Below are 18,033 nucleotides of genomic sequence, written 5' to 3' on the forward strand. Positions count from 1 at the left end.
ATCGGCCCCCCGGTCGACCGGGACGCTAACACGCATGTCACGGCTTGATCAGAGCGGTAATTGGCCTGGATGAGAGGGGTTACCAAGCAGTAGAGCCCGAGTTCATGGGGCCTTCACAAAGTGGCGCTTCCTGTGACCGCGGATGATGTTGCGACTCTTGTCACGCCGCGCCTCGGGACGGTCCGGACATTGCCGCCGTTCCTCGCGGGACGCCTATGTGGAGAGGTTTCAGGAGGTGCCGCCGCGCAGCGCCTTCGCCAGCGCGCCCTCACCGGTCACGGCCACGCGCCCGTCGCGCACCGCCTCGACCAGGCCGACCGCGCCGCGGGCGACCTCGCCGCACGCCTCGGCCTCCAGGGTCAGCCGCGCGTCCGGCTCCCCGTCCGGGTACGCCCCGTCCCCATATACGGGACATACGGGCTCCCCGCCCAACCGCACATGGAACACGCCCTCGTCGACCCGGACCTCCACCGCGCCCGACTCCCCCAGCCCCTCCAACTGCCGGGACAAGGGCACCGCCAGCCAGTGCGCCCGCACCGCGTCGGTGGGCCGCCGCTCGGCGAGAGCCGGCGCACCCCACTCCCCCAGCGCCTGCAGCACGGGCAGCAACTGCCGTCCGCGCGGCGTGAGTTCGTACACATACACAGAAGCGGGCGCGGGCAGCCGGCGGCGCACGGCGATCCCGTCCCGCTCCATGCCCTTCAGACGCGTGGCCAGCATGTCCGTACTCACGCCCGGCAGATCGGCGTGCAGGTCCGTGTAGCGGCGCGCCCCGGCGAGGAGTTCGCGCACGATCAGCAGGGTCCAGCGGTCTCCGACGACGTCGAGGGCACGGGCTGCGGCGCAGTACTGGTCGTAACTTCGGCGTGGCATGACGCGCAGTCTATGCAACTTGTTGGACTTTCCAAGCACCCACTTGGTAAAACCAAGCAACAACGGTTCAGCACAGTGGCACCTGGTCCGCCTGGAGGGCAAGCGCATGGAGTTCCGGCAGTCGAGCAAGCTGAGCGAGGTCTGTTACGAGATCCGCGGCCCGGTGATCGAGCACGCCAACGCGCTTGAGGAGGCGGGCCACAGCGTGCTGCGCCTGAACACCGGCAACCCGGCCCTGTTCGGCTTCGAGGCGCCGGAGGAGATCGTCCAGGACATGATCCGGATGCTCCCGCAGGCGCACGGCTACACGGACTCGCGCGGCATCCTCTCCGCGCGCCGCGCCGTCGCCCAGCGCTACCAGGCGCTCGGCCTGGACGTCGGCGTGGATGACGTCTTTCTCGGCAACGGCGTGTCCGAACTGGTCTCGATGGCGATCCAGGCGCTCCTGGAGGACGGCGACGAAGTCCTCATCCCCGCCCCGGACTTCCCCCTCTGGACCGCCGTCACCACGCTCTCCGGCGGCAGGGCCGTCCACTATCTCTGCGACGAGCAGTCGGACTGGTACCCGGACCTCGCCGACATGGAGTCGAAGATCACCGACCGCACGAAGGCGGTCGTCATCATCAACCCGAACAACCCGACGGGCGCGGTGTATCCGAAGGAAATCATCGAGGGCATCCTAGACCTGGCCCGCCGCCACGGCCTCATGGTCTTCGCCGACGAGATCTACGACCAGATCCTCTACGACGACGCGGTGCACCACACCGCCGCGACCCTCGCCCCCGACCTCGTCGTCCTGACCTTCTCCGGCTTGTCGAAGACCTACCGGGTCGCCGGGTTCCGCTCCGGCTGGATGGTGGTCACGGGCCCGCAGCAGCACGCGCGCAACTACCTGGAGGGCCTGAACATGCTCGCCTCCATGCGCCTGTGCCCGAACGCGCCCGCCCAGTACGCCATCCAGGCCGCGCTCGGCGGCCGCCAGTCGATCCGTGAACTCACCGCGCCCGGCGGGCGGCTGCTGGAGCAGCGCGACAAGGCGTGGGAGAAGCTGAACGAGATCCCCGGCGTCAGCTGCGTGAAGCCCAAGGGCGCGCTGTACGCCTTCCCGCGCATCGACCCGGCGGTGCACAAGATCGTGGACGACGAGAAGTTCGTCCTCGACCTGCTGCTCCGCGAGAAGATCCAGGTGGTCCAGGGCACCGGCTTCAACTGGCCGACCCCGGACCACTTCCGCATCCTCACCCTGCCGTACGCCGACGATCTCGATGCCGCGATCAGCCGGATCGGGCGCTTCCTGAGCGGATACCGTCAGTGACGTGATCACTTCGACAACGTGCAGCACCTGTGGGCACTCCAGCCACACCCAGTTCGCCTCCCCCGACCTGGTCGGGCCCATCGTGTCCGGACGCTTCGACCGGGCGCGGGATCCCGCGTGGCGGCAGTCGGGCGCGGCGACGGTCGAGGACTACGCGCGCTGGTGCGGGCACCTGTGCGGGGCGACGTGCCTGCGCATGGCGCTCGGCCCCGGCGCCCCTTCGCTCTTCGAACTGCGAGACGGGGCGCTGAAGTTCGGCGCGTACCGGGTGGACGCCGAGGGTGAGATCCGCGGCATGATCTACGCGCCCGCGGTGGAGTACGTACGGGAGGTGCACGGCGTCGACGCGGCGGTGCACCGGGCGCTGCGCACGGACGAGATCGGCGAACTGCTCGACGCGGGCCGCCTGGTCATCGCCTCCGTGCACTACGCCATCCGCCGCCCGCACGAGCCGGCTCCCGGCCGCGGCGGCCACCTGGTCCTCGTCACGTCCCGCACCCCGGACGGCTCCGGCTACCACTTCCACAACCCCTCGGGCACAGACGCCTCGACCCGCACGGCGGACCTCCCGGCGGAACACTTCGGGAAGTTCTTCGCCGGGCGCGGCATGTCACTGGCCCAATCCAGTCCCGCCGGTGAATGAGGCGCGGGGGCTGGGGCGGAGCCCCGACCTTTCCAGACCCGCCGACATTTGAGGCGCGGGGGCCGGGGCGGAGTCCCGTGGCCGGGGGAACGGGGGCCGGGCCCCTGGGTCAGCCGCCGCCCAGTAGGGATTCCAGCGCCGACACCGGGTCGCGGCCCGGCTCGCCTCGGGGCCACCAGTCGTCGCGGTCCGGCTCGGACTCATACCCGTACCACCAGCCGTCGCGGCCCAGCCGCAGCTGGACGGACGGCGTCGACAGATGGTTGCGGTGGGGCCGGAAGTCCGGGTGGCCCATGGCCAGGAGCGCGGGGCGGGCGCGGTCGAAGGGGCCCGCCGGCGGGTCCCACTCCTCCTCCAGGACCGAGAGGCCTTCCGGCCCGCCCTGGCGCCAGGCGGCGACCGCACGCGCCAGATCGGTGGGCGTACGCCCGGTGCCACGGGACAGCGACGCGTACAGCGCGCGGGTCGCCGCCGTGAGCCCCGAACCGGGGTGGGCCGCGGCGAGGCGGACCGCGTCCTGCCACGGGGAGAGCGGCGCGATCGGGTCCGTGCCGGTGGTGAGCAGCGCGTGGGCGCGGACACCCGCCTCCGTGGCGAGGAGGTCGAGCGCGAGCGGGTCGGGGGCGTCCGGCGCCTGCGGGTAGGAGGGCGGGCGCTCGGGGTACCGCGGCGCCGGGAACTCCGGTGGAAGCGGCGGCAGTTGACCGTCCCGGACGCCCGCGTACGCGTCCTTCGCCGGGAGCGAGTCGAGCTCGGGGGCCCGCGCCTTGGACCGCTCCTCCGCCTCGTGCACCGAGCTGCGCCGGGTCAGCGCCCGCAGCAGCTCCTGCTCGCCGCGGCCGCGCAACAGGAACAGCACGAACGGGTCCTCGTCGAGGATCCGGGCCGTCTGGTAGCAGAGCGCCGCCGCGTGCTTGCAGGGGTGGCCCCGGTCCGGGCAGGTGCACTCGGGGACGAGGTCGTCGACCGTGGGCAGCAGATCGGCGGCCGCCGCCAGCGCGTGCGGCACGTCCTTGTCCAGGAGCGACGCCAGGTGCTCGGGGCGGGCCGCGGCCGTGCCCAGGAAGCGGTCCCACGCCTCGTCCGGCAGGGTGCGCAGGCGCAGTTCGGCCCGGTAGGGGCGGGGGCGCGAGCCGTGCACGTAGGCGACGACGCGGCCCGGCGTGACCGTGATCGCGTCGACATGCCCCCGGTCCGCGTAGGCGCGGCCACGGGCCAGGCGGCCCTGGTCGAGGGCCGAGTCCTCCAGGGCGTCCACCCACGCGTTGCCCCACCACGTCAGGGCGAAGCCGCCGCCCGGCTCGGCGCGCGGAGGCAGCGGCGGGAACGTGCGGCGCGCGTCCAGGTGCCGGGCCCGCGCCTGCTCGTCCGCGCCCGCGCGACCCGGCACGTGCGGCCGGTGCGTCCTGGTGGGCCTGCGCGTCGGGCTCATCGCGTCGCCTCCCTGCGCAGCGTCACGAGGTCCGTGAGCTCCCGGTCGGTCAGCTCGGTGAGCGCCGCCTCGCCGGTGCCGAGCACCGCGTCCGCCAACGCCCGCTTGGTGGCGAGCAGTTCGGCGATCCGGTCCTCCACCGTGCCCTCGGTGATGAGCCGGTGGACCTGCACCGGCTGCGTCTGCCCGATGCGGTAAGCACGGTCGGTGGCCTGCTCCTCCACGGCCGGGTTCCACCACCGGTCGAAGTGGATCACGTGCCCCGCGCGCGTGAGGTTGAGTCCGGTACCGGCCGCCTTCAGGGAGAGCAGGAAGACGGGCACCTCGCCGGACTGGAAACGGTCGACCATGCGCTCCCGCTCGACGATCGTGCTCCCGCCGTGCAGCAGCTGGCTGGGGATGCCGCGGGTGGTCAGGTGCGTGGCGAGCAGCTTGGCCATGGACACGTACTGGGTGAAGACGAGTACCGCTCCGTCCTCGGCCACGATCGTGTCCAACAGCTCGTCCAGGAGGGCGAGTTTGCCGGAGCGGCCCGCCAGGCGCGGCCGGGAACCGTCGCCCTGGCCCTCCTTGAGGTACTGCGCCGGGTGGTTGCAGATCTGCTTCAGCGACGTGAGCAGCTTCATGATGAGGCCGCGCCTGCCGATGCCCTCCGCCTCCTCGATCTGCGCCATCGACTCGCGCACCACGGCTTCGTAGAGCGACACCTGCTCGCGGGTGAGCGGCGCGGGATGGTCGGACTCGGTCTTCGGGGGCAGTTCGGGGACGATGCCGGGGTCGGACTTCTTGCGGCGCAGGATGAACGGGCGCACCAGCCGGGCGAGGCGCTCGATCGCCTCCGGGTTCGTCCCGCCCTGGCCCTGCAACGGGACCTCGCCCTCGACCACGCGCGCGTGCCGGGCGCGGAACGCCTTGAGCGGACCGAGCAGCCCGGGGGTCGTCCAGTCGAGCAGGGCCCACAGCTCGGACAGGTCGTTCTCCACCGGAGTGCCGGTGAGCGCCACGCGCGCGGGGGTCTCGATCGTGCGCAGCGCCTTCGCCGTCGCCGAGTTGGGGTTCTTCACGTGCTGCGCCTCGTCGGCCACGACCATGCCCCAGGTGTGTCCCGCGAGTTCGGCGGCGCGGGTGCGCAGGGTGCCGTACGTGGTGAGGACGAAGCCGCCCTCGACGCCGGTCAGCGCGCGGTCCACGCCGTGGAAGCGGCGCACCGGGACGCCGGGGGCGAACCGCTCGATCTCCCGCTGCCAGTTGCCGAGCAGCGACGCGGGGCAGACGACGAGCGTGGGCGCGGGCCTGGCGCGGCGCAGGTGCAGCGCGATGAGCGTGACGGTCTTGCCGAGGCCCATGTCGTCGGCGAGGCAGCCGCCGAGGCCGAGCGAGGTCATGAGGTCGAGCCAGGCCAGGCCGCGCAGTTGGTAGTCGCGCAGCGTCGCGTGCAGGCCCTCGGGCGGCTCGACCGTCTCGATGCCCCGGGTGAGCCGGTCGCGCAGCTCGGCGAGGCGGCCCGCGGGCACGGCCGCGACCCGCTCCCCGTCGATCTCGGTCTCGCCGGTCAGCGCGACGGCCAGCGCGTCGACGGGCTCCAGCAGGCCCAACTCCCGCTTGCGGGCCTTGCGGACGAGGTCGGGGTCGACGACCACCCACTGGTCGCGCAGCCGAACCACCGCGCGGTGCGACTCGGCGAGCAGGTCCATCTCGCGCTCGGTCAGCGGGTCCCCGTCGAGCGCCACCTGCCAGTTGAACTTCAGCAGTTCCTCGCTGTCGAAGAACGGTGTCCCGTCGGTCGCCGAGCCGGGCGCGGCCTGCGCGCGGACCACGGCGGTCGCGGTGAGGGAACGGGCGATGTCGCGCGGCCAGTGCAGGATGACACCGGCCTTGGCGAGGCGCGCGGCGCCGGGCCCGAGCAGGTCCGTCAGCTCGCTGTCGGACAGGGCCAGCACGTCCGGCACGTCCTGCTCCAGGAGGCGGCCGAGCGGCGGCCAGGCGAGCGCGGCCCGCCGCACCGCGAGGACGGCGTCGATCCGGGCGCGCGGCCCGAAGTGCTCACCGGCCTCGCCGGCCCACAGTCCTGCGGCGTCGACCACGCGCGTGGGGTCGGCGAGGCTGTGCACCTGGACGATGGCGGCGCCCGCGCGGCGCGCGCCCGCGCCTTCTTCGGACCCCGACTCCGCCTCTTCCTCCCCGTCGAATCCGTCCCCGTCGAACAGTGCGTACTGCGACAGGTCGAGCCGCAGCGACACCTTCACGCCCGCGTCGAGACCGGCCGCCGCCTCGACCGCCCAGGGGCGGGCCCGCGGAATGTGCTGGGCCGCCACCGCCGCGAACGGTGCGCCCGCCGCGTGCGCCGCGGCCGGGGTGCGCGGCAGCGCGTCCGCCACCGCGTCGAGCAGCGCCCGCACCAGTGCCTCCGGCTGCGGGACCCGCAGCGGCCTGCTCCCCGGCACCGGCGTCGCGTACCCCTCGGGCGGCAGGGCGGCGGCGATGCCCCGCACCTGCGCCACGTCGTCCTCGTCGAGCGGGCCCGCGCGCCACGCGTCGTGGTCGGAGGCCGTGAGGCCCGGCAGCAGGCGACCCCGCGCCACCAGGTGCAGCGCGTGCGCCGCGGCCGCGCCCCAGGCGGCGGCCGCCGGGTGGGCGCCCCGGGTGCGGCGGGCCCGCAGCAGCAGCGGCAGCGCGTCGAGGACCGGCACTACGAGGGCGGGAACCTTGTGGCTGCGCACGGTGGAGCCGTGCGAGCGCACGAGGGTCAGCTCGCCGTCGGCCCCCGGAAGGCCCGACCAGCCCGCCCAGCCCTGCCCGCCCGGCCCGTCCTGCCCCTCCGCAGTGTCCGGCGCGTCCGGGGACCAGAAGGCGATCCGCCCCGCGCGCGGCAGCGGATCGGGCAGGAAGACGGCGGCGGCGCTCAGCGGGACACCCGACAGCTCCAGCACGGACGCGCCACCTCCCTTCCCACTCTCCGCTCACGTCTCGATGACCCCTAAGACCTTACGGGGCGGGTCTGACAATCCTTGATCCCATGCCCGGGCCCGGCCCCCGGCGCCCGGCCCCCGGTACCCGGACCCGCCCGGTCCGACCCTCCCGCCGGGCCCGCACGCCCCCGGCCGGGGACAATGGCCGTGCCTCTGCCCACCTCCAAGCGAACAGGCGCGAACCTTGGGTGATCTGCTTCTCGTCCGCCACGGCGAGACCGAATGGGCCCTGACCGGGCAGCACACCGGCCTCACGGACATCCCGCTCACCGACAACGGCCGGGAGGAGGCGCGCCGCGTCGCGCCCCTCGTCGGCAGCTACCACATCGGGGCGGTCTTCGTGAGCCCCCTCCAGCGCACCCGCGAGACCGCCGAGCTCGCAGGACTCACGCGCTACACCGTCGACTCGGACCTGCACGAGTGGGACTACGGCGCGTACGAGGGCGTCACCACCCGGGAGATCCAGCGCACCCGGCCCGACTGGTATCTCTTCGACGACGGGGTGCCGCCGGGCCCGCCCGAGCATCCCGGTGAGACACCGGAGCAGGTGGGCGAGCGGGCCGACCGGATGCTCTCCAAGGTCGACGCGGCGCTCTCCAACTACGAAGGCAGCGTCGTCCTCGTGTCGCACAGCCACTTCCTGCGCGTCCTGACCGCGCGGCGCCTCGGCCTGCCGCCGTCGGGCGGCTCGCACTTCCTGCTGTCGACGGGCACGGTCAGCCGCCTCACCTTCGAGCACGGCAGACCGGTGATCTCCGGCTGGAACCTGCGGCCCTGAGCCCGGCCGCCCCGCTCATCCGCCCCGCTCGCCCCGGCCCGTTGTCAGACCCGTCGGGCACCATCGACTGGAGAGGGAGAACCACCGGTCGGGGAGCCCGGCCGGTGGCCAGGTCGAGGGAGCACCGGACGGGAGGCACGCCGTGACCAGACCGCCGACTGCCGCGCAGCGCCGCGTCATCGAGGCCGCCGATCCGGAGACCGGCCGGGTCTCCGGCAGCCCGGCCCTGCTGGCCCGGCTCGTCGTGCTGAAGCTGGCGTTCCGGCACCCGCGTCCCCCGCACGACCACTTCCTGACGCCGGCGGGGCACCGGGTGCGCGAGGCCGGGGACGGGCCACCGACCACCGAGCCACCCGGTGAACCGGCCGAGACAGGCGGTCTGTTCGCCGCCCGGCTCGGCGGGGAGCCGGAGGCCGACACGGGCCCCGCGCGGGCGCGCGAGGTGCGGACGGCGTGGCAGGGCCTGCTGGAGATACGCCGGATGACCAACCCGGACGGCGCGACGGACCGGCCGTGCGCCTGGGAGCGGGGCCGGCTCGCGCCCTCCGCCGCGCTCGCACTGGAAGCGGCGGGCTGCCCGCCGGCCGCCGAGACCTCGCCCGGTTATCGCGTGGTGGACACCCCGCAGCCGGAGGCCGTCGCCGTACAGCATCCGGAGCCGGACGGGCTCGCGGCGTGCGCGGCGGCGCTGCGGGAAGCGGGCTGGCAGGTGAGCGAGCACGCGCAGGCGCGCGCCGGGGCCCGCTATCTCCTGGCGTCGCCCAGACGTGCGTGACCGGCGTCGCCCAGACGTGCGTAACGCACCTCACGGCGGCCGGAATCCCCTCCCCCGCCCGTCTGTTGGCATGATCGGCACAACGCCCCCATCGAGAGGAACGTCGTGGCAGAGCAGTTTTCCGTGCCGGTCGAGGTGCGCGGGTACGAGATCGACGTCAACGGACACCTCAACCAGGCCGTCTATCTGCAGTACGCGGAGCACGCGCGCTGGTCGTTCCTGCAGCGCGCCGGCCTCGACGACAGGGCGCTGCTCGGCCGCGGGGTCGGTCCGGTCGTCCTGGAGACGAACATCCGCTATCTGCGGGAACTGCGCGCGGGCGAGGTCGTCGACGTGAGCTGCGCCTTCGAGTTCGGCGACGGCAAGGTGTTCCGCGTCCACCAGTCGATCCGCAAGGCGGACGGCACGGTGGCGGCCGAGGTGTCCGCGGTGAGCGGCGTCATGGACCTCTCCGAGCGCAAGCTGGTGAAGAATCCGGGGGAGATCTTCAAGGAGCTGGCTTCCGCCCCGGCCGTCCTCGGCCTCTGACCGGCGCACCGCCGCTCCCCCGCCCATGGACATCCGCAGCCGTTCCTACGGACACCCCGACGCGGTCTCGCTCAGCGACCAGGTGCAGGCCGAGTACCGAAAGCGCTTCGGCTACGACGACTTCACCGCTCTGCATCCCGCCCACTTCGACCCGCCGCAGGGCCTGTTCCTCGTCGCGTACGACGCCGGGGACCCGGTCGCCTGCGGAGGCTGGCGCGCGCAGGACCGCGACGACGAGGGTTATGCGGACGGTGACGCCGAGCTGAAGCGGATGTTCGTCGTGGAGCGGGCGCGCGGCCGCGGTCTGGCGCGCCGGATCCTGGCCGCGCTCGAGGAGAGCGCGCGGGACGCGGGCCGTACGCGGATGGTCCTGGAGACGGGCGTGCATCTGCCGGAGGCCATCGGCTTGTACGAGGCCGATGGCTACCGCCCGACGCCGCCGTTCGGCCCGTTCCGCGCGTACGACGACAGCCGCTTCTACGCCAAGTCGCTCGCGCTGCCCGGACGTTGAGGCGGCCTGCCCCGACAGTGGGACGGCGCCACCCCCTTGCCCCGTACTCCGAAGATCGCTACGGTCCCCGTCGACCCGGTTTTCTACGCGCGTCAACCTCGTGCTCAGCACCGGCCGAACGTCCCCTACGCGAGAGGCCCCCGCCCATGCAGTTGCGCCACAAGTCCCTGCTCTCCGCCGCCTTGGTGACCCTGGCCCTCGCCGCACCCGCCCGCGCGGGCGCCCCGGCGGAATCCGCGCCGCGGACCGGCGGTTGGCAGCAGGTCGGCGACGACGCCACGTCCGGGGTCAGCGGGCTGGCGCTCTCCGGCAGGGCCGCGGGCGACGGCGCCGTTGAGGCCCTCGTCGTCCACGACAACAAGAAGCCCGGCCAGCAGCGGATCAGCCGCGTCACCTTCCGCCCGTCCGCGCCGAAGGACACGAAGGTCACCCCGTTCGCGTGGGACGGCATGGAGCCCAAGGACCTGGAGGCGATCGAGGCGGTGCCGGGCACGGACGGCGAGTTCATGGCGCTGGCGAGCAGGGGCCTGGTGTACCGGCTGCACGTCGACGGGGACACCGCTCGGGTGCTCGACCTGACGCCGCTGCCCGCGATCCCCGAGGGCGCGGACTTCGAGAGCTTCGCGCTCGGCACCTCGGCCCACGGGAAGACGGTCGCGGTGTGGGCGGACCGGGGCGCGGGCACGGGCCGCCCGGCGACGGTGTTCGCGGCGCCGTTCTCCTTCAACGAGTACGGGGAGGCCGAGTTCGGGAACGTACGCAAGGCGGAGTTCCGCGCGGCCTATCCGAAGGGCGACATGCGGCACGTCTCCGACATCTCCGTTACCAAGTCCGGCCGGATCATGGTGAGTTCGGCCTCGGACGCCGGGGACGACGGGCCGTTCGCCTCTGCGGTGAGCGAGGCGGGGCGGGTGTCGCTGAACGCCAAGGGCAGCGCGGCGACGCTGCGGATCGCCGCGCAGCGGAGCGCGCCGGACAGGTTCGACGGCCGCAAGATCGAGGCGGTGGAGTGCCTGCCGGGCGCGGACGGCCGGGCGCTGCTCGGCACGGACGACGAGAATCTGGGCGGATTCGTCAAGTCGGCGTCCGTGTGCGGCGGTTGAGGCGCGAGCGGGGGTGGCACCGTCGGCCGCGCCACCCCCGCCGCGTAGCTCACCGAGCCACCCCCGCCGCGTCGCTCAGTGCGCCCCCGCCGCTGTCGGCTCGGTGCGCTGGCCCGCGATGTCGCTGCCCGACTCCATCGGATGCGTGACGTCGTCGGCGTCGCGCCCCTTGCCGATGTGGTTGAACAGCAGGTTGAGCACGACCGCTGCGACACAGCCGGTCGAGATGCCCGAGTCGAGGATGATCTTCGCGTTCTCCGGGAACGCGTGGTAGAACTCCGGCACCGCGATGGGGATCAGGCCCACGGCGAGCGAGACGGCGACGATGAGGACGTTGTTGTCCTTGTCCAGGTTGGCCTTGACCAGGGTCTGGATGCCACTGGCCGCGACCGAGCCGAACAGCACGACGCCGGCGCCGCCGAGCACCGGGCGCGGCACGACGGCGATCAGCGAGGCCGCCATCGGGCACAGCCCCATCAGGACGAGGAAGCCACCGCCGACCGCGACCACGAACCGGCTGCGGATCTTCGTCATCGCGACCAGGCCGATGTTCTGCGCGAACGCGCTGCACATGAAGCCGTTGAACAGCGGGCTGATGGCGGTGCCGAGGGTGTCGGCGCGCAGGCCCGCCGCGATCGTCTTCTCGTCGGCCGGGCGCTCGACGATCTCACCGAGCGCGAGCATGTCGGCGGTCGACTCGGTCATCGAGACGACCATGACGACGATCATCGAGACGATGGCCGCGCCCGCGAACTGCGGGGCGCCGAAGTGGAACGGGGTCGGGAAGCCGACGATGTCCGCCTCGCCGACCGGTGAGAAGTCCGTGACGCCGAACGGGATCGCGATCACCGTGCCGATCACGAGACCGAGCAGGACCGCGATCTGCTTGACGAAGCCCGCCGTGAAGCGGCGGATGATCAGCACGATCACGAGCGTGATGCCGGCGAGCGCCAGGTTCTTCATCGAGCCGTAGTCCGGCGCCTTGGCGTCGGGCCCCTGAGCCCAGCCGAACGCGACCGGCATCAGCGAGACACCGATGAGCGTGATGACCGTGCCGGTGACGACCGGTGGGAAGAACCGCACCAGCTTCGAGAAGAAGGGTGCGGCTATGAAGCCGAGCACACCGGCGACGATCACCGCGCCGAAGATGATCGGCAGCGCGTCGTCCTTGTCCTTCGTCGAGCCGACGACGGCGAGCATCGGGGCGACGCCCGCGAAGGTCACGCCGTTCACGAACGGCAGCCGGGCGCCGATCTTCCAGATGCCGAGCGTCTGGAGGAAGGTCGCGAGTCCCGCCGTGAACAGACAGGCGCCGGTCAGGAACGTCAGTTCCTTCGGGCTGAGGCCGATCGCCGCGCCGACGATGAGCGGGGGCGCGACCACGCCCGCGTACATCGCCGCCACGTGCTGGAGGCCGGTCGTCGCCATCTTCAGCGGTGGCAACTTCTCGTCGACCGGATGTTTGGTATGCCCCGCACGGGCCTCTTCGGGCTCGTCGGGGGTGGTGCCTTGCTTGGTGAACCTGGGCTTCGTCGCCACTGCGGCTCCTCCGGTTGTTTTCCAGCCCCGGCAGGCCGCCGGCGCTTTTCGCTTCTGGGAGGTGGTGCAAGGTGCAAGGTCGTACTGGTGGTGCTGCGGTATTCGGTTGTTGTGCGCCCAGGTATTACTGGCCGCCCCGGAACGTGAGGCTTTGGGCCACGTTCTCGGGGCGGCACTCGAGCAGCCCGCTCGGCAGCTCGAGTCCCCGGCCAGGGGCCGTCCCCCCTGACCGGAGTCTCAGGTCGTGCATCAGCTCCCGGCAGTGATCCGCGCGAGGCGCTGCGCCTCCGCACGCGTGGAGCGTGCGATGGCGTCCTCGTCGACGTTGAGCAGGCGGCTGTCCTCGACCACCGGCTTGCCGTTCACGAGGGAGAGGGTGACCGGTGCGGCCGCGCCGAAGACGAGCGCGGTCACCGGGTCGGCGATCGATGCGTGGGCGAGGGTGTCCATCCTCCACAGCACCAGGTCGGCCAGCTTGCCGGCTTCGAGCGACCCGATCTGGGTTGCCCTGCCGAGGACTTGGGCGCCTCCGTACGTCCCGAGGCGCAGCGCCTGACGGGCGTTCAGGGCCGCCTCGCGGTGCGCGCCGAGGCGGTTGATGAGGAGGGCGTTGCGCAGTTCGGTGTGCAGTTCGCCCGACTCGTTGGAGGCGGTGCCGTCGACGCCGAGGCCGACCGGGACGCCGGCCGCCAGCATGTCGGGTACGCGGGCGATTCCCGCCGCCAGTCGGGCATTTGAGGACGGGCAGTGCGCCACACCCGTCTTCGTACGCCCGAACGCGGCGATGTCGGAGTCGTTCATGTGGACGCTGTGCGCCATCCACACGTCCTCGCCGAGCCAGCCGGTCGACTCGAAGTAGTCGGTCGGGCCCATGCCGAACAGCTCGTGGCAGAACTTCTCCTCCTCGACCGTCTCGCTGCCGTGGGTGTGCAGCCGCACTCCGAGGCGGCGCGCCAACTCGGCGCCTTGCTTGAGGAGTTCGGTGGAGACGGAGAACGGTGAGCAGGGGGCCACGGCCACCTGCGTCATCGCGTCGAAGGAGTCGTCGTGGTGCTTCTTGACGGTCTCCTCGGTCGCGGCGAGCGCGCCGTCGAGGGTCTCGACGGCGAAGTCGGGCGGCAGGCCGCCGTCCTTCTCGCTGCGGTCCATGGAGCCGCGCGCCAGGGTGAAGCGCACGCCGGTCTCGGCGGCGGCCCGGATGATCGATCCGGAGAGGTCGCCCGAGCCCTGCGGGAACACGTAGTGGTGGTCCATGGCGGTGGTGACACCGCCGCGGGCCATCATCGCGAGGGAGCCCTGCGCCGCCGCGTATGTCATCTGCTCGTCGATGCGCGCCCACGTCGGGTACAGCGCCACCAGCCAGTTGAACAGGTTGTGGTCCGTCGCCAGGCCACGGGTGATCCACTGGTAGAAGTGGTGGTGCGTGTTGACGAGTCCGGGCGTGGCCAGGTGGCCGGTGCCGTCGATCCGGCGGACGACGTTCTCGAGGCCCTCGGGCGCGGGGCCCGCGCCGAGGGACTCGATCCTGTTGTCCGCCACGACGATGTGGCCCGAGGCGTGCTCGGTGTCGTGCGCGTCGACCGTCGCGATGGCGACGTTCTCGATGACGATGCGGTTTGCCGTGGCAGGAGCCATGGTGCTGCTTCCTTCAGTCGGTGTGACGTGTGGGCACGGCAGGACCCTAGGAAGATTTGAGTGCCGCGGCAGGTGCGCCACGGGTGCCGAGATGGTGGAAGAAAAGGTTCAGCGAGACGGCGACGAGCGCGCCTGCGCTGATTCCGGAGCCGAGCACGGTCTGCGCCCAGGCCGGGAAGTCCGCGTAGAAGCTGGGCGCGGCGAGCGGGATGATGCCCGCGCCGAGCGAGACCGCCACCAGGATGATGTTGGAGCTGTCGTCGAGGCCCGCTTCGGAGAGCGTACGGATGCCGCTGACGGCGATCGAGCCGAACAGCACGATGCCCGCGCCGCCCAGGACCGGCATGGGGACCAGGGAGACGACCGCGCCGAGCATCGGGAAGATGCCGAGGATCAGGAGGGTGCCGCCCGCGACGGCGACGACGTAGCGGCTGCGCACCTTGGTCAGCGAGACGACTCCGACGTTCTGGGCGAACGCCGAGGTCGGCAGGCCGCCGAAGATCGGCCCGAGGAAGGTGGCGATGCCGTCGGTGCGCAGGCCCCGGGTGATGGTCCTCCCGTCGCACTCGCGCTCGCAGATCTCGCCGATGGCCAGCATGCCGGCGCTCGACTCGGTCATCAGGACGAGCATGACGAGGCAGAGCGAGATGATCGCGGCGGGCTGGAACTCGGGGGCACCGAAGGCGAACGGCGTCGGGAGCGCGGCCACGGGCGCCGACTTCAGCGAGGAGAAGTCCGCCATGCCGAACGGGATCGCGGCGAGCGTGCCGATCAACATGCCGAAGAGCAGGGCGACTTGCTTGACGAAGCCGGTGGCGAAGCGCTGGATCAGCAGGATGACGACGAGGGTGAAGGCGGCGAGGGCGAGGTAGCGCATGTCGCCGTAGTCGGCGGCGGTCTTGTCGCCGCCCTGGGCCCAGCCGACGGGCACGGGCATCAGCGTCACACCGATGAGGGTGATGACGACGCCGGTGACGAGCGGCGGGAAGAACCTCAGCAGCCGGCCGAAGAACGGCCCGACCGCGAGACAGAAGACGCCCGCGACCATGACTGCCCCGTAGATCGCGGGGAGTTGGTCGCCTTTGGCGTTGGTCTCGGCGATGGCGAGCATCGGTGCGATGCCCGCGGAGGACGCGGCGTTGACGAAGGGCAGCCGGTTGCCGACGAAGCCCTTGACGCCGAGCGTCTGGAGCAGGGTGGCCACACCCGCGATGAGCAGCGACGCGGCGATCAGCCGGGTCTGGCCCGCGGTGTCGAGACCGACGGCCTGGCCGATGATGAGCGGCGGGGTGACGACGCCGGCGTACATGGCGGCGATGTGCTGGAGTGCGGCGGGCGCGAGCCGCGACGGGTGGAGCTTCTCGTCCACCGGATGCACCTGCGATGCGGTGCTCGTGGTGCTTTCCGATGGGGTGGAACACGGGCCCTCGGCTTCAGCCGGCCCCTTTGCTGGCACTGCCATTGCTTTATGTTCCCTCCGGGTGCTGCGCGCCCCCGCCTACTGCGGGTGGGCGGGGGCGCGCTGCCGCGTCAACTACGCACAGAGCGTCAGAGGTTGGTCATGTCGACCGGGATGCGCTGGTCCGCGCCGTCCCTCAGGATGGTGGCCTCGATCAGGCCGTAGGGGCGGTCGGCGGCCCAGTACACGGCGCCGTCCTTCGCCTCGTTCTCCAGGCCGAAGGCCGAGAGGTCCTGCCGGAAGTGGTGCTTGTTCGGCGCGGAGAAACGGATCTCGTCGATCTCGCTGCGGTTGTTGATGACGCGCGAACCCATCTGGAAGAGGGTCTGCTGCAGCGACAGCGAGTACGTCTCGACGAAGGCCTGCAGGATGTGCTTCTTCGACTGCTCGTACGACTTGTTCCAGTTGGGCGTGCGCTCGTCGTCGACACCCGTCCAGCTGTGCCGCCACCAGGTCGACAGCGACGTCGCGAGGATGCGGTCGTAGTCCTCCTTGAGCGTCGTGTACTTGTCCTTGATGTAGCCCCAGAACTCGGAGTTCGTGGTGTTCATCACGGTCAAGTCCTTGAGCCCGGACAGGACTTCGAACTTCTCACCGTCGTAGGTGACCTGTACGAGGCGCGTCTCCTGGCCCTTGCGGACGAAGGAGTGCTTGACCTCGTCGGCACCGATGAACTTGGAGCCCGCGTCGGATCCTGCGATGCGCTCCCACGAGTACTCCTCGATGCGGATGCGCGCGCGGTGGATGGACGGCTGGCTGTCGACGAAGTGCCGGGCCAGCTCGATCCCGTACTGCTCCGCCGACTCGATGCCGTGTTCCTTGGCGAAGGCGAAGCAGGTGTTCTTGGTGGTGTCCGTCGGCAGGCAGTTGGCGTTCGACCCGGTGAGGTGCACGTCGTCGAGGTCACCGCTGAGGGCGACCGAGACGTTCAGGTCCTTGATGTGGTGGGTGTCGCCGTCCCGCGTGATCTTTACGACTCGGTTCTCGGCCTTGCCGTACTGGTTGTGTCCCAGGATCGTGGGCATGTCTGCTAGCTCCCTCGGTAAACGGAGTAGCCGAACGGGTTGAGCAGCAGCGGCACGTGGTAGTGCTCGCCCGGCTCGACGGCGAACGTGATCGCCACCTCCGGGAAGAACGCTCCGGTCGTGTCGCTGTCCCGATTCGCGGGGGCGTCCTGCTGCGCATCGGCTTGCTGGTTGGCGGACTTCTTGTCGAAGTACGCCTCGGTCTCGAAGTCGAGGCGTACGTGGGTGGTGCCCTCCGGCAGCGCCGGCAGGTCCTTGCAGCGCCCGTCCGCGTCGGTGGCACTGCCGCCGAGCGCCTGCCACTCGGCGCCCGAACCGGCGCGCGCGGCAAGGGAGATGGCGACGCCCTCGGCGGGGCGTCCGATGCTGGTGTCCAGAATGTGCGTGGACACCGATGCCGTGGTCTCGGTGCTCATCAGGCGTTCGCTTCCTGTTCTTACGGTGCTTCTACGATGCGGGCCAGGCGGATGCGGTTGATCTTTCCCAGTTCGGTGCGGACGATCTCCCGCTCCTCCTCGGCCGTGTGACCGATCCGCGTCTTGAGCGCATCGAGCATCTGCTCCGCGGTCGCGCCGGTGGCGCAGATGAGGAAGACATGACCGAACCTGTCCTGGTACGCCAGGTTGAGCTCGAGCATCTCCTTCTTGAGCTCCTCGGAGGCCCCCGCCATGCCGCGCTGCTCGCGCGAGGACGTCGGGTCGCCGGGCTTCGGGCGGCCGATCGGCGGGTGCCCCGCCATCGCCTCCGCGAGGTCGTCCGCGGTCAGCTCGGCCATCGCGGCGTCACTGGCGGTGAAGAGGGTCTCTGCGGAAGCGAAGGGGCGCTGGGCGAGAAGCTTGCTCCCCCACGCCGATGAAGCACACACCTCGTGGAGCTCGGCCTGGGCCGTGCTCTCGTCCGAGGTGTTGAACCGGGTCAGACCCGGCGTGGAACCTGAAGTCACGGGGTGCCTCCGTGGCCTTGTGCTGGACGGGCTGCAGATAGCTAACGCCCCCGGAAACATCACGTCAACACTTTGTTGAAAACTCGGAGTTACAAAAAACCGCCGTCCGGATATCGGACGGCGGTGTGGAGGCACGCGACTGGCTCGGTATCGCCCCAGGTCAGGGGGTCTTGTCCCGGTTGAGATAGTTGTAGACGGTGAAGCGGGAAACGCCGAGGGCGCCGGCCACGGTCTCCACACCGTGCCGTACGGAGAACGCTCCGCGCGCCTCCAGGAGCCGTACGGCCTCCTGCTTCTGCTTGCGGTCGAGCGCGGACAGCGGCATCCCCTTGCTGCGCTCCATGGCGGCCAGGATGTGGTCGAGCGAATCCGCCAGCTGGGGCAGGCGCACGGCCACGACATCGGCTCCCTGCCACGCCAGCACGACGTCGTCGGGGCCCGCGCCGTCCGGCGGCACCATCTCCCCGCCCATGGCGTCGACCAGTGGCTTCACCGCCGTGATGAA

The 18,033-nt window shown here is 71.5% G+C and carries 17 protein-coding genes; 7 read left to right on the forward strand and 10 right to left on the reverse strand.

Annotated elements, in window-relative coordinates; genetic code table 11:
- Positions 1-228 precede the first annotated feature (228 nt).
- Entirely contained in the window at positions 229-873 is a 645-nt protein-coding gene (locus ACOKM3_RS11135; protein WP_426899421.1) for a winged helix-turn-helix transcriptional regulator, read from the reverse strand.
- 106 nt (positions 874-979) lie between these two features.
- Here ACOKM3_RS11135 and ACOKM3_RS11140 point away from each other — a divergent pair, with 106 nt between their 5' ends.
- Positions 980-2,188, forward strand: coding sequence for a pyridoxal phosphate-dependent aminotransferase (locus tag ACOKM3_RS11140; protein ID WP_426899423.1), 1,209 nt, complete (start codon positions 980-982; stop codon positions 2,186-2,188).
- A gap of 1 nt (position 2,189) precedes the next feature.
- Positions 2,190-2,831, forward strand: coding sequence for a peptidase (locus ACOKM3_RS11145; protein ID WP_426899425.1), 642 nt, complete (start codon positions 2,190-2,192; stop codon positions 2,829-2,831).
- Positions 2,832-2,940: 109 nt separating this feature from the next.
- Here the strand turns inward: ACOKM3_RS11145 and ACOKM3_RS11150 are convergent, their stop codons facing one another.
- A complete protein-coding gene (locus ACOKM3_RS11150; RefSeq protein WP_426899427.1) occupies positions 2,941-4,263 on the reverse strand; it encodes an SWIM zinc finger family protein in 1,323 nt (440 codons plus the stop codon).
- On the reverse strand, positions 4,260-7,193 hold the full coding sequence (locus tag ACOKM3_RS11155; protein ID WP_426899429.1) for a DEAD/DEAH box helicase: 2,934 nt from the start codon (positions 7,191-7,193) through the stop codon (positions 4,260-4,262). The genes ACOKM3_RS11150 and ACOKM3_RS11155 overlap by 4 nt, the downstream gene beginning before the upstream one ends.
- A 223-nt stretch (positions 7,194-7,416) precedes the next feature.
- Between ACOKM3_RS11155 and ACOKM3_RS11160 the strand changes: the two genes are divergently transcribed.
- The 5 genes from ACOKM3_RS11160 to ACOKM3_RS11180 all read left to right on the forward strand — a co-directional run bounded on the left by ACOKM3_RS11160 (position 7,417) and on the right by ACOKM3_RS11180 (position 10,927).
- Positions 7,417-8,010 carry a histidine phosphatase family protein gene (locus ACOKM3_RS11160; RefSeq protein ID WP_426899431.1) on the forward strand — a complete coding sequence of 198 codons (594 nt, stop codon included), beginning with the start codon at positions 7,417-7,419 and terminating at the stop codon, positions 8,008-8,010.
- Between the two features lie 142 nt (positions 8,011-8,152).
- Positions 8,153-8,785 (forward strand): hypothetical protein, encoded by a 633-nt coding sequence (locus tag ACOKM3_RS11165; protein ID WP_426899433.1) that lies wholly within the window; start codon positions 8,153-8,155, stop codon positions 8,783-8,785.
- A 105-nt stretch (positions 8,786-8,890) separates the two neighbouring features.
- The gene (locus ACOKM3_RS11170) at positions 8,891-9,313 is read left to right on the forward strand and encodes an acyl-CoA thioesterase (protein ID WP_426899435.1); all 423 of its coding nucleotides are present in this window, start codon (positions 8,891-8,893) and stop codon (positions 9,311-9,313) included.
- A gap of 25 nt (positions 9,314-9,338) precedes the next feature.
- The gene (locus ACOKM3_RS11175) at positions 9,339-9,824 is read left to right on the forward strand and encodes a GNAT family N-acetyltransferase (protein ID WP_426899437.1); all 486 of its coding nucleotides are present in this window, start codon (positions 9,339-9,341) and stop codon (positions 9,822-9,824) included.
- 146 nt (positions 9,825-9,970) lie between these two features.
- Complete coding sequence (locus tag ACOKM3_RS11180; RefSeq protein WP_426899439.1) at positions 9,971-10,927, forward strand: hypothetical protein; 957 nt, start codon at positions 9,971-9,973, stop codon at positions 10,925-10,927.
- A 75-nt stretch (positions 10,928-11,002) separates the two neighbouring features.
- Here ACOKM3_RS11180 and ACOKM3_RS11185 read toward each other — a convergent pair whose 3' ends face one another.
- The 7 genes from ACOKM3_RS11185 to ACOKM3_RS11215 form a co-directional block, all read right to left on the reverse strand.
- Positions 11,003-12,355, reverse strand: coding sequence for a nucleobase:cation symporter-2 family protein (locus ACOKM3_RS11185; RefSeq protein WP_426906763.1), 1,353 nt, complete (start codon positions 12,353-12,355; stop codon positions 11,003-11,005).
- A gap of 360 nt (positions 12,356-12,715) precedes the next feature.
- Positions 12,716-14,101: an 8-oxoguanine deaminase gene (locus tag ACOKM3_RS11190; RefSeq protein WP_426899441.1), complete on the reverse strand. Its 1,386-nt coding sequence runs from the start codon at positions 14,099-14,101 to the stop codon at positions 12,716-12,718.
- A gap of 46 nt (positions 14,102-14,147) precedes the next feature.
- Positions 14,148-15,563 carry a nucleobase:cation symporter-2 family protein gene (locus ACOKM3_RS11195; protein WP_426899443.1) on the reverse strand — a complete coding sequence of 472 codons (1,416 nt, stop codon included), beginning with the start codon at positions 15,561-15,563 and terminating at the stop codon, positions 14,148-14,150.
- Between the two features lie 86 nt (positions 15,564-15,649).
- On the reverse strand, positions 15,650-16,585 hold the full coding sequence (pucL, locus tag ACOKM3_RS11200; RefSeq protein ID WP_426899445.1) for a factor-independent urate hydroxylase: 936 nt from the start codon (positions 16,583-16,585) through the stop codon (positions 15,650-15,652).
- A gap of 5 nt (positions 16,586-16,590) precedes the next feature.
- Positions 16,591-17,001: a hydroxyisourate hydrolase gene (gene uraH, locus ACOKM3_RS11205; RefSeq protein WP_426899447.1), complete on the reverse strand. Its 411-nt coding sequence runs from the start codon at positions 16,999-17,001 to the stop codon at positions 16,591-16,593.
- A gap of 20 nt (positions 17,002-17,021) precedes the next feature.
- Complete coding sequence (uraD, locus tag ACOKM3_RS11210) at positions 17,022-17,528, reverse strand: 2-oxo-4-hydroxy-4-carboxy-5-ureidoimidazoline decarboxylase (RefSeq protein ID WP_426899449.1); 507 nt, start codon at positions 17,526-17,528, stop codon at positions 17,022-17,024.
- Positions 17,529-17,688: 160 nt separating this feature from the next.
- Complete coding sequence (locus ACOKM3_RS11215) at positions 17,689-18,000, reverse strand: helix-turn-helix domain-containing protein (protein WP_426906764.1); 312 nt, start codon at positions 17,998-18,000, stop codon at positions 17,689-17,691.
- Positions 18,001-18,033: the final 33 nt, after the last annotated feature.

Source organism: Streptomyces nidicola (genome assembly GCF_050106155.1).
Taxonomy (GTDB): Bacteria; Actinomycetota; Actinomycetes; order Streptomycetales; family Streptomycetaceae; genus Streptomyces.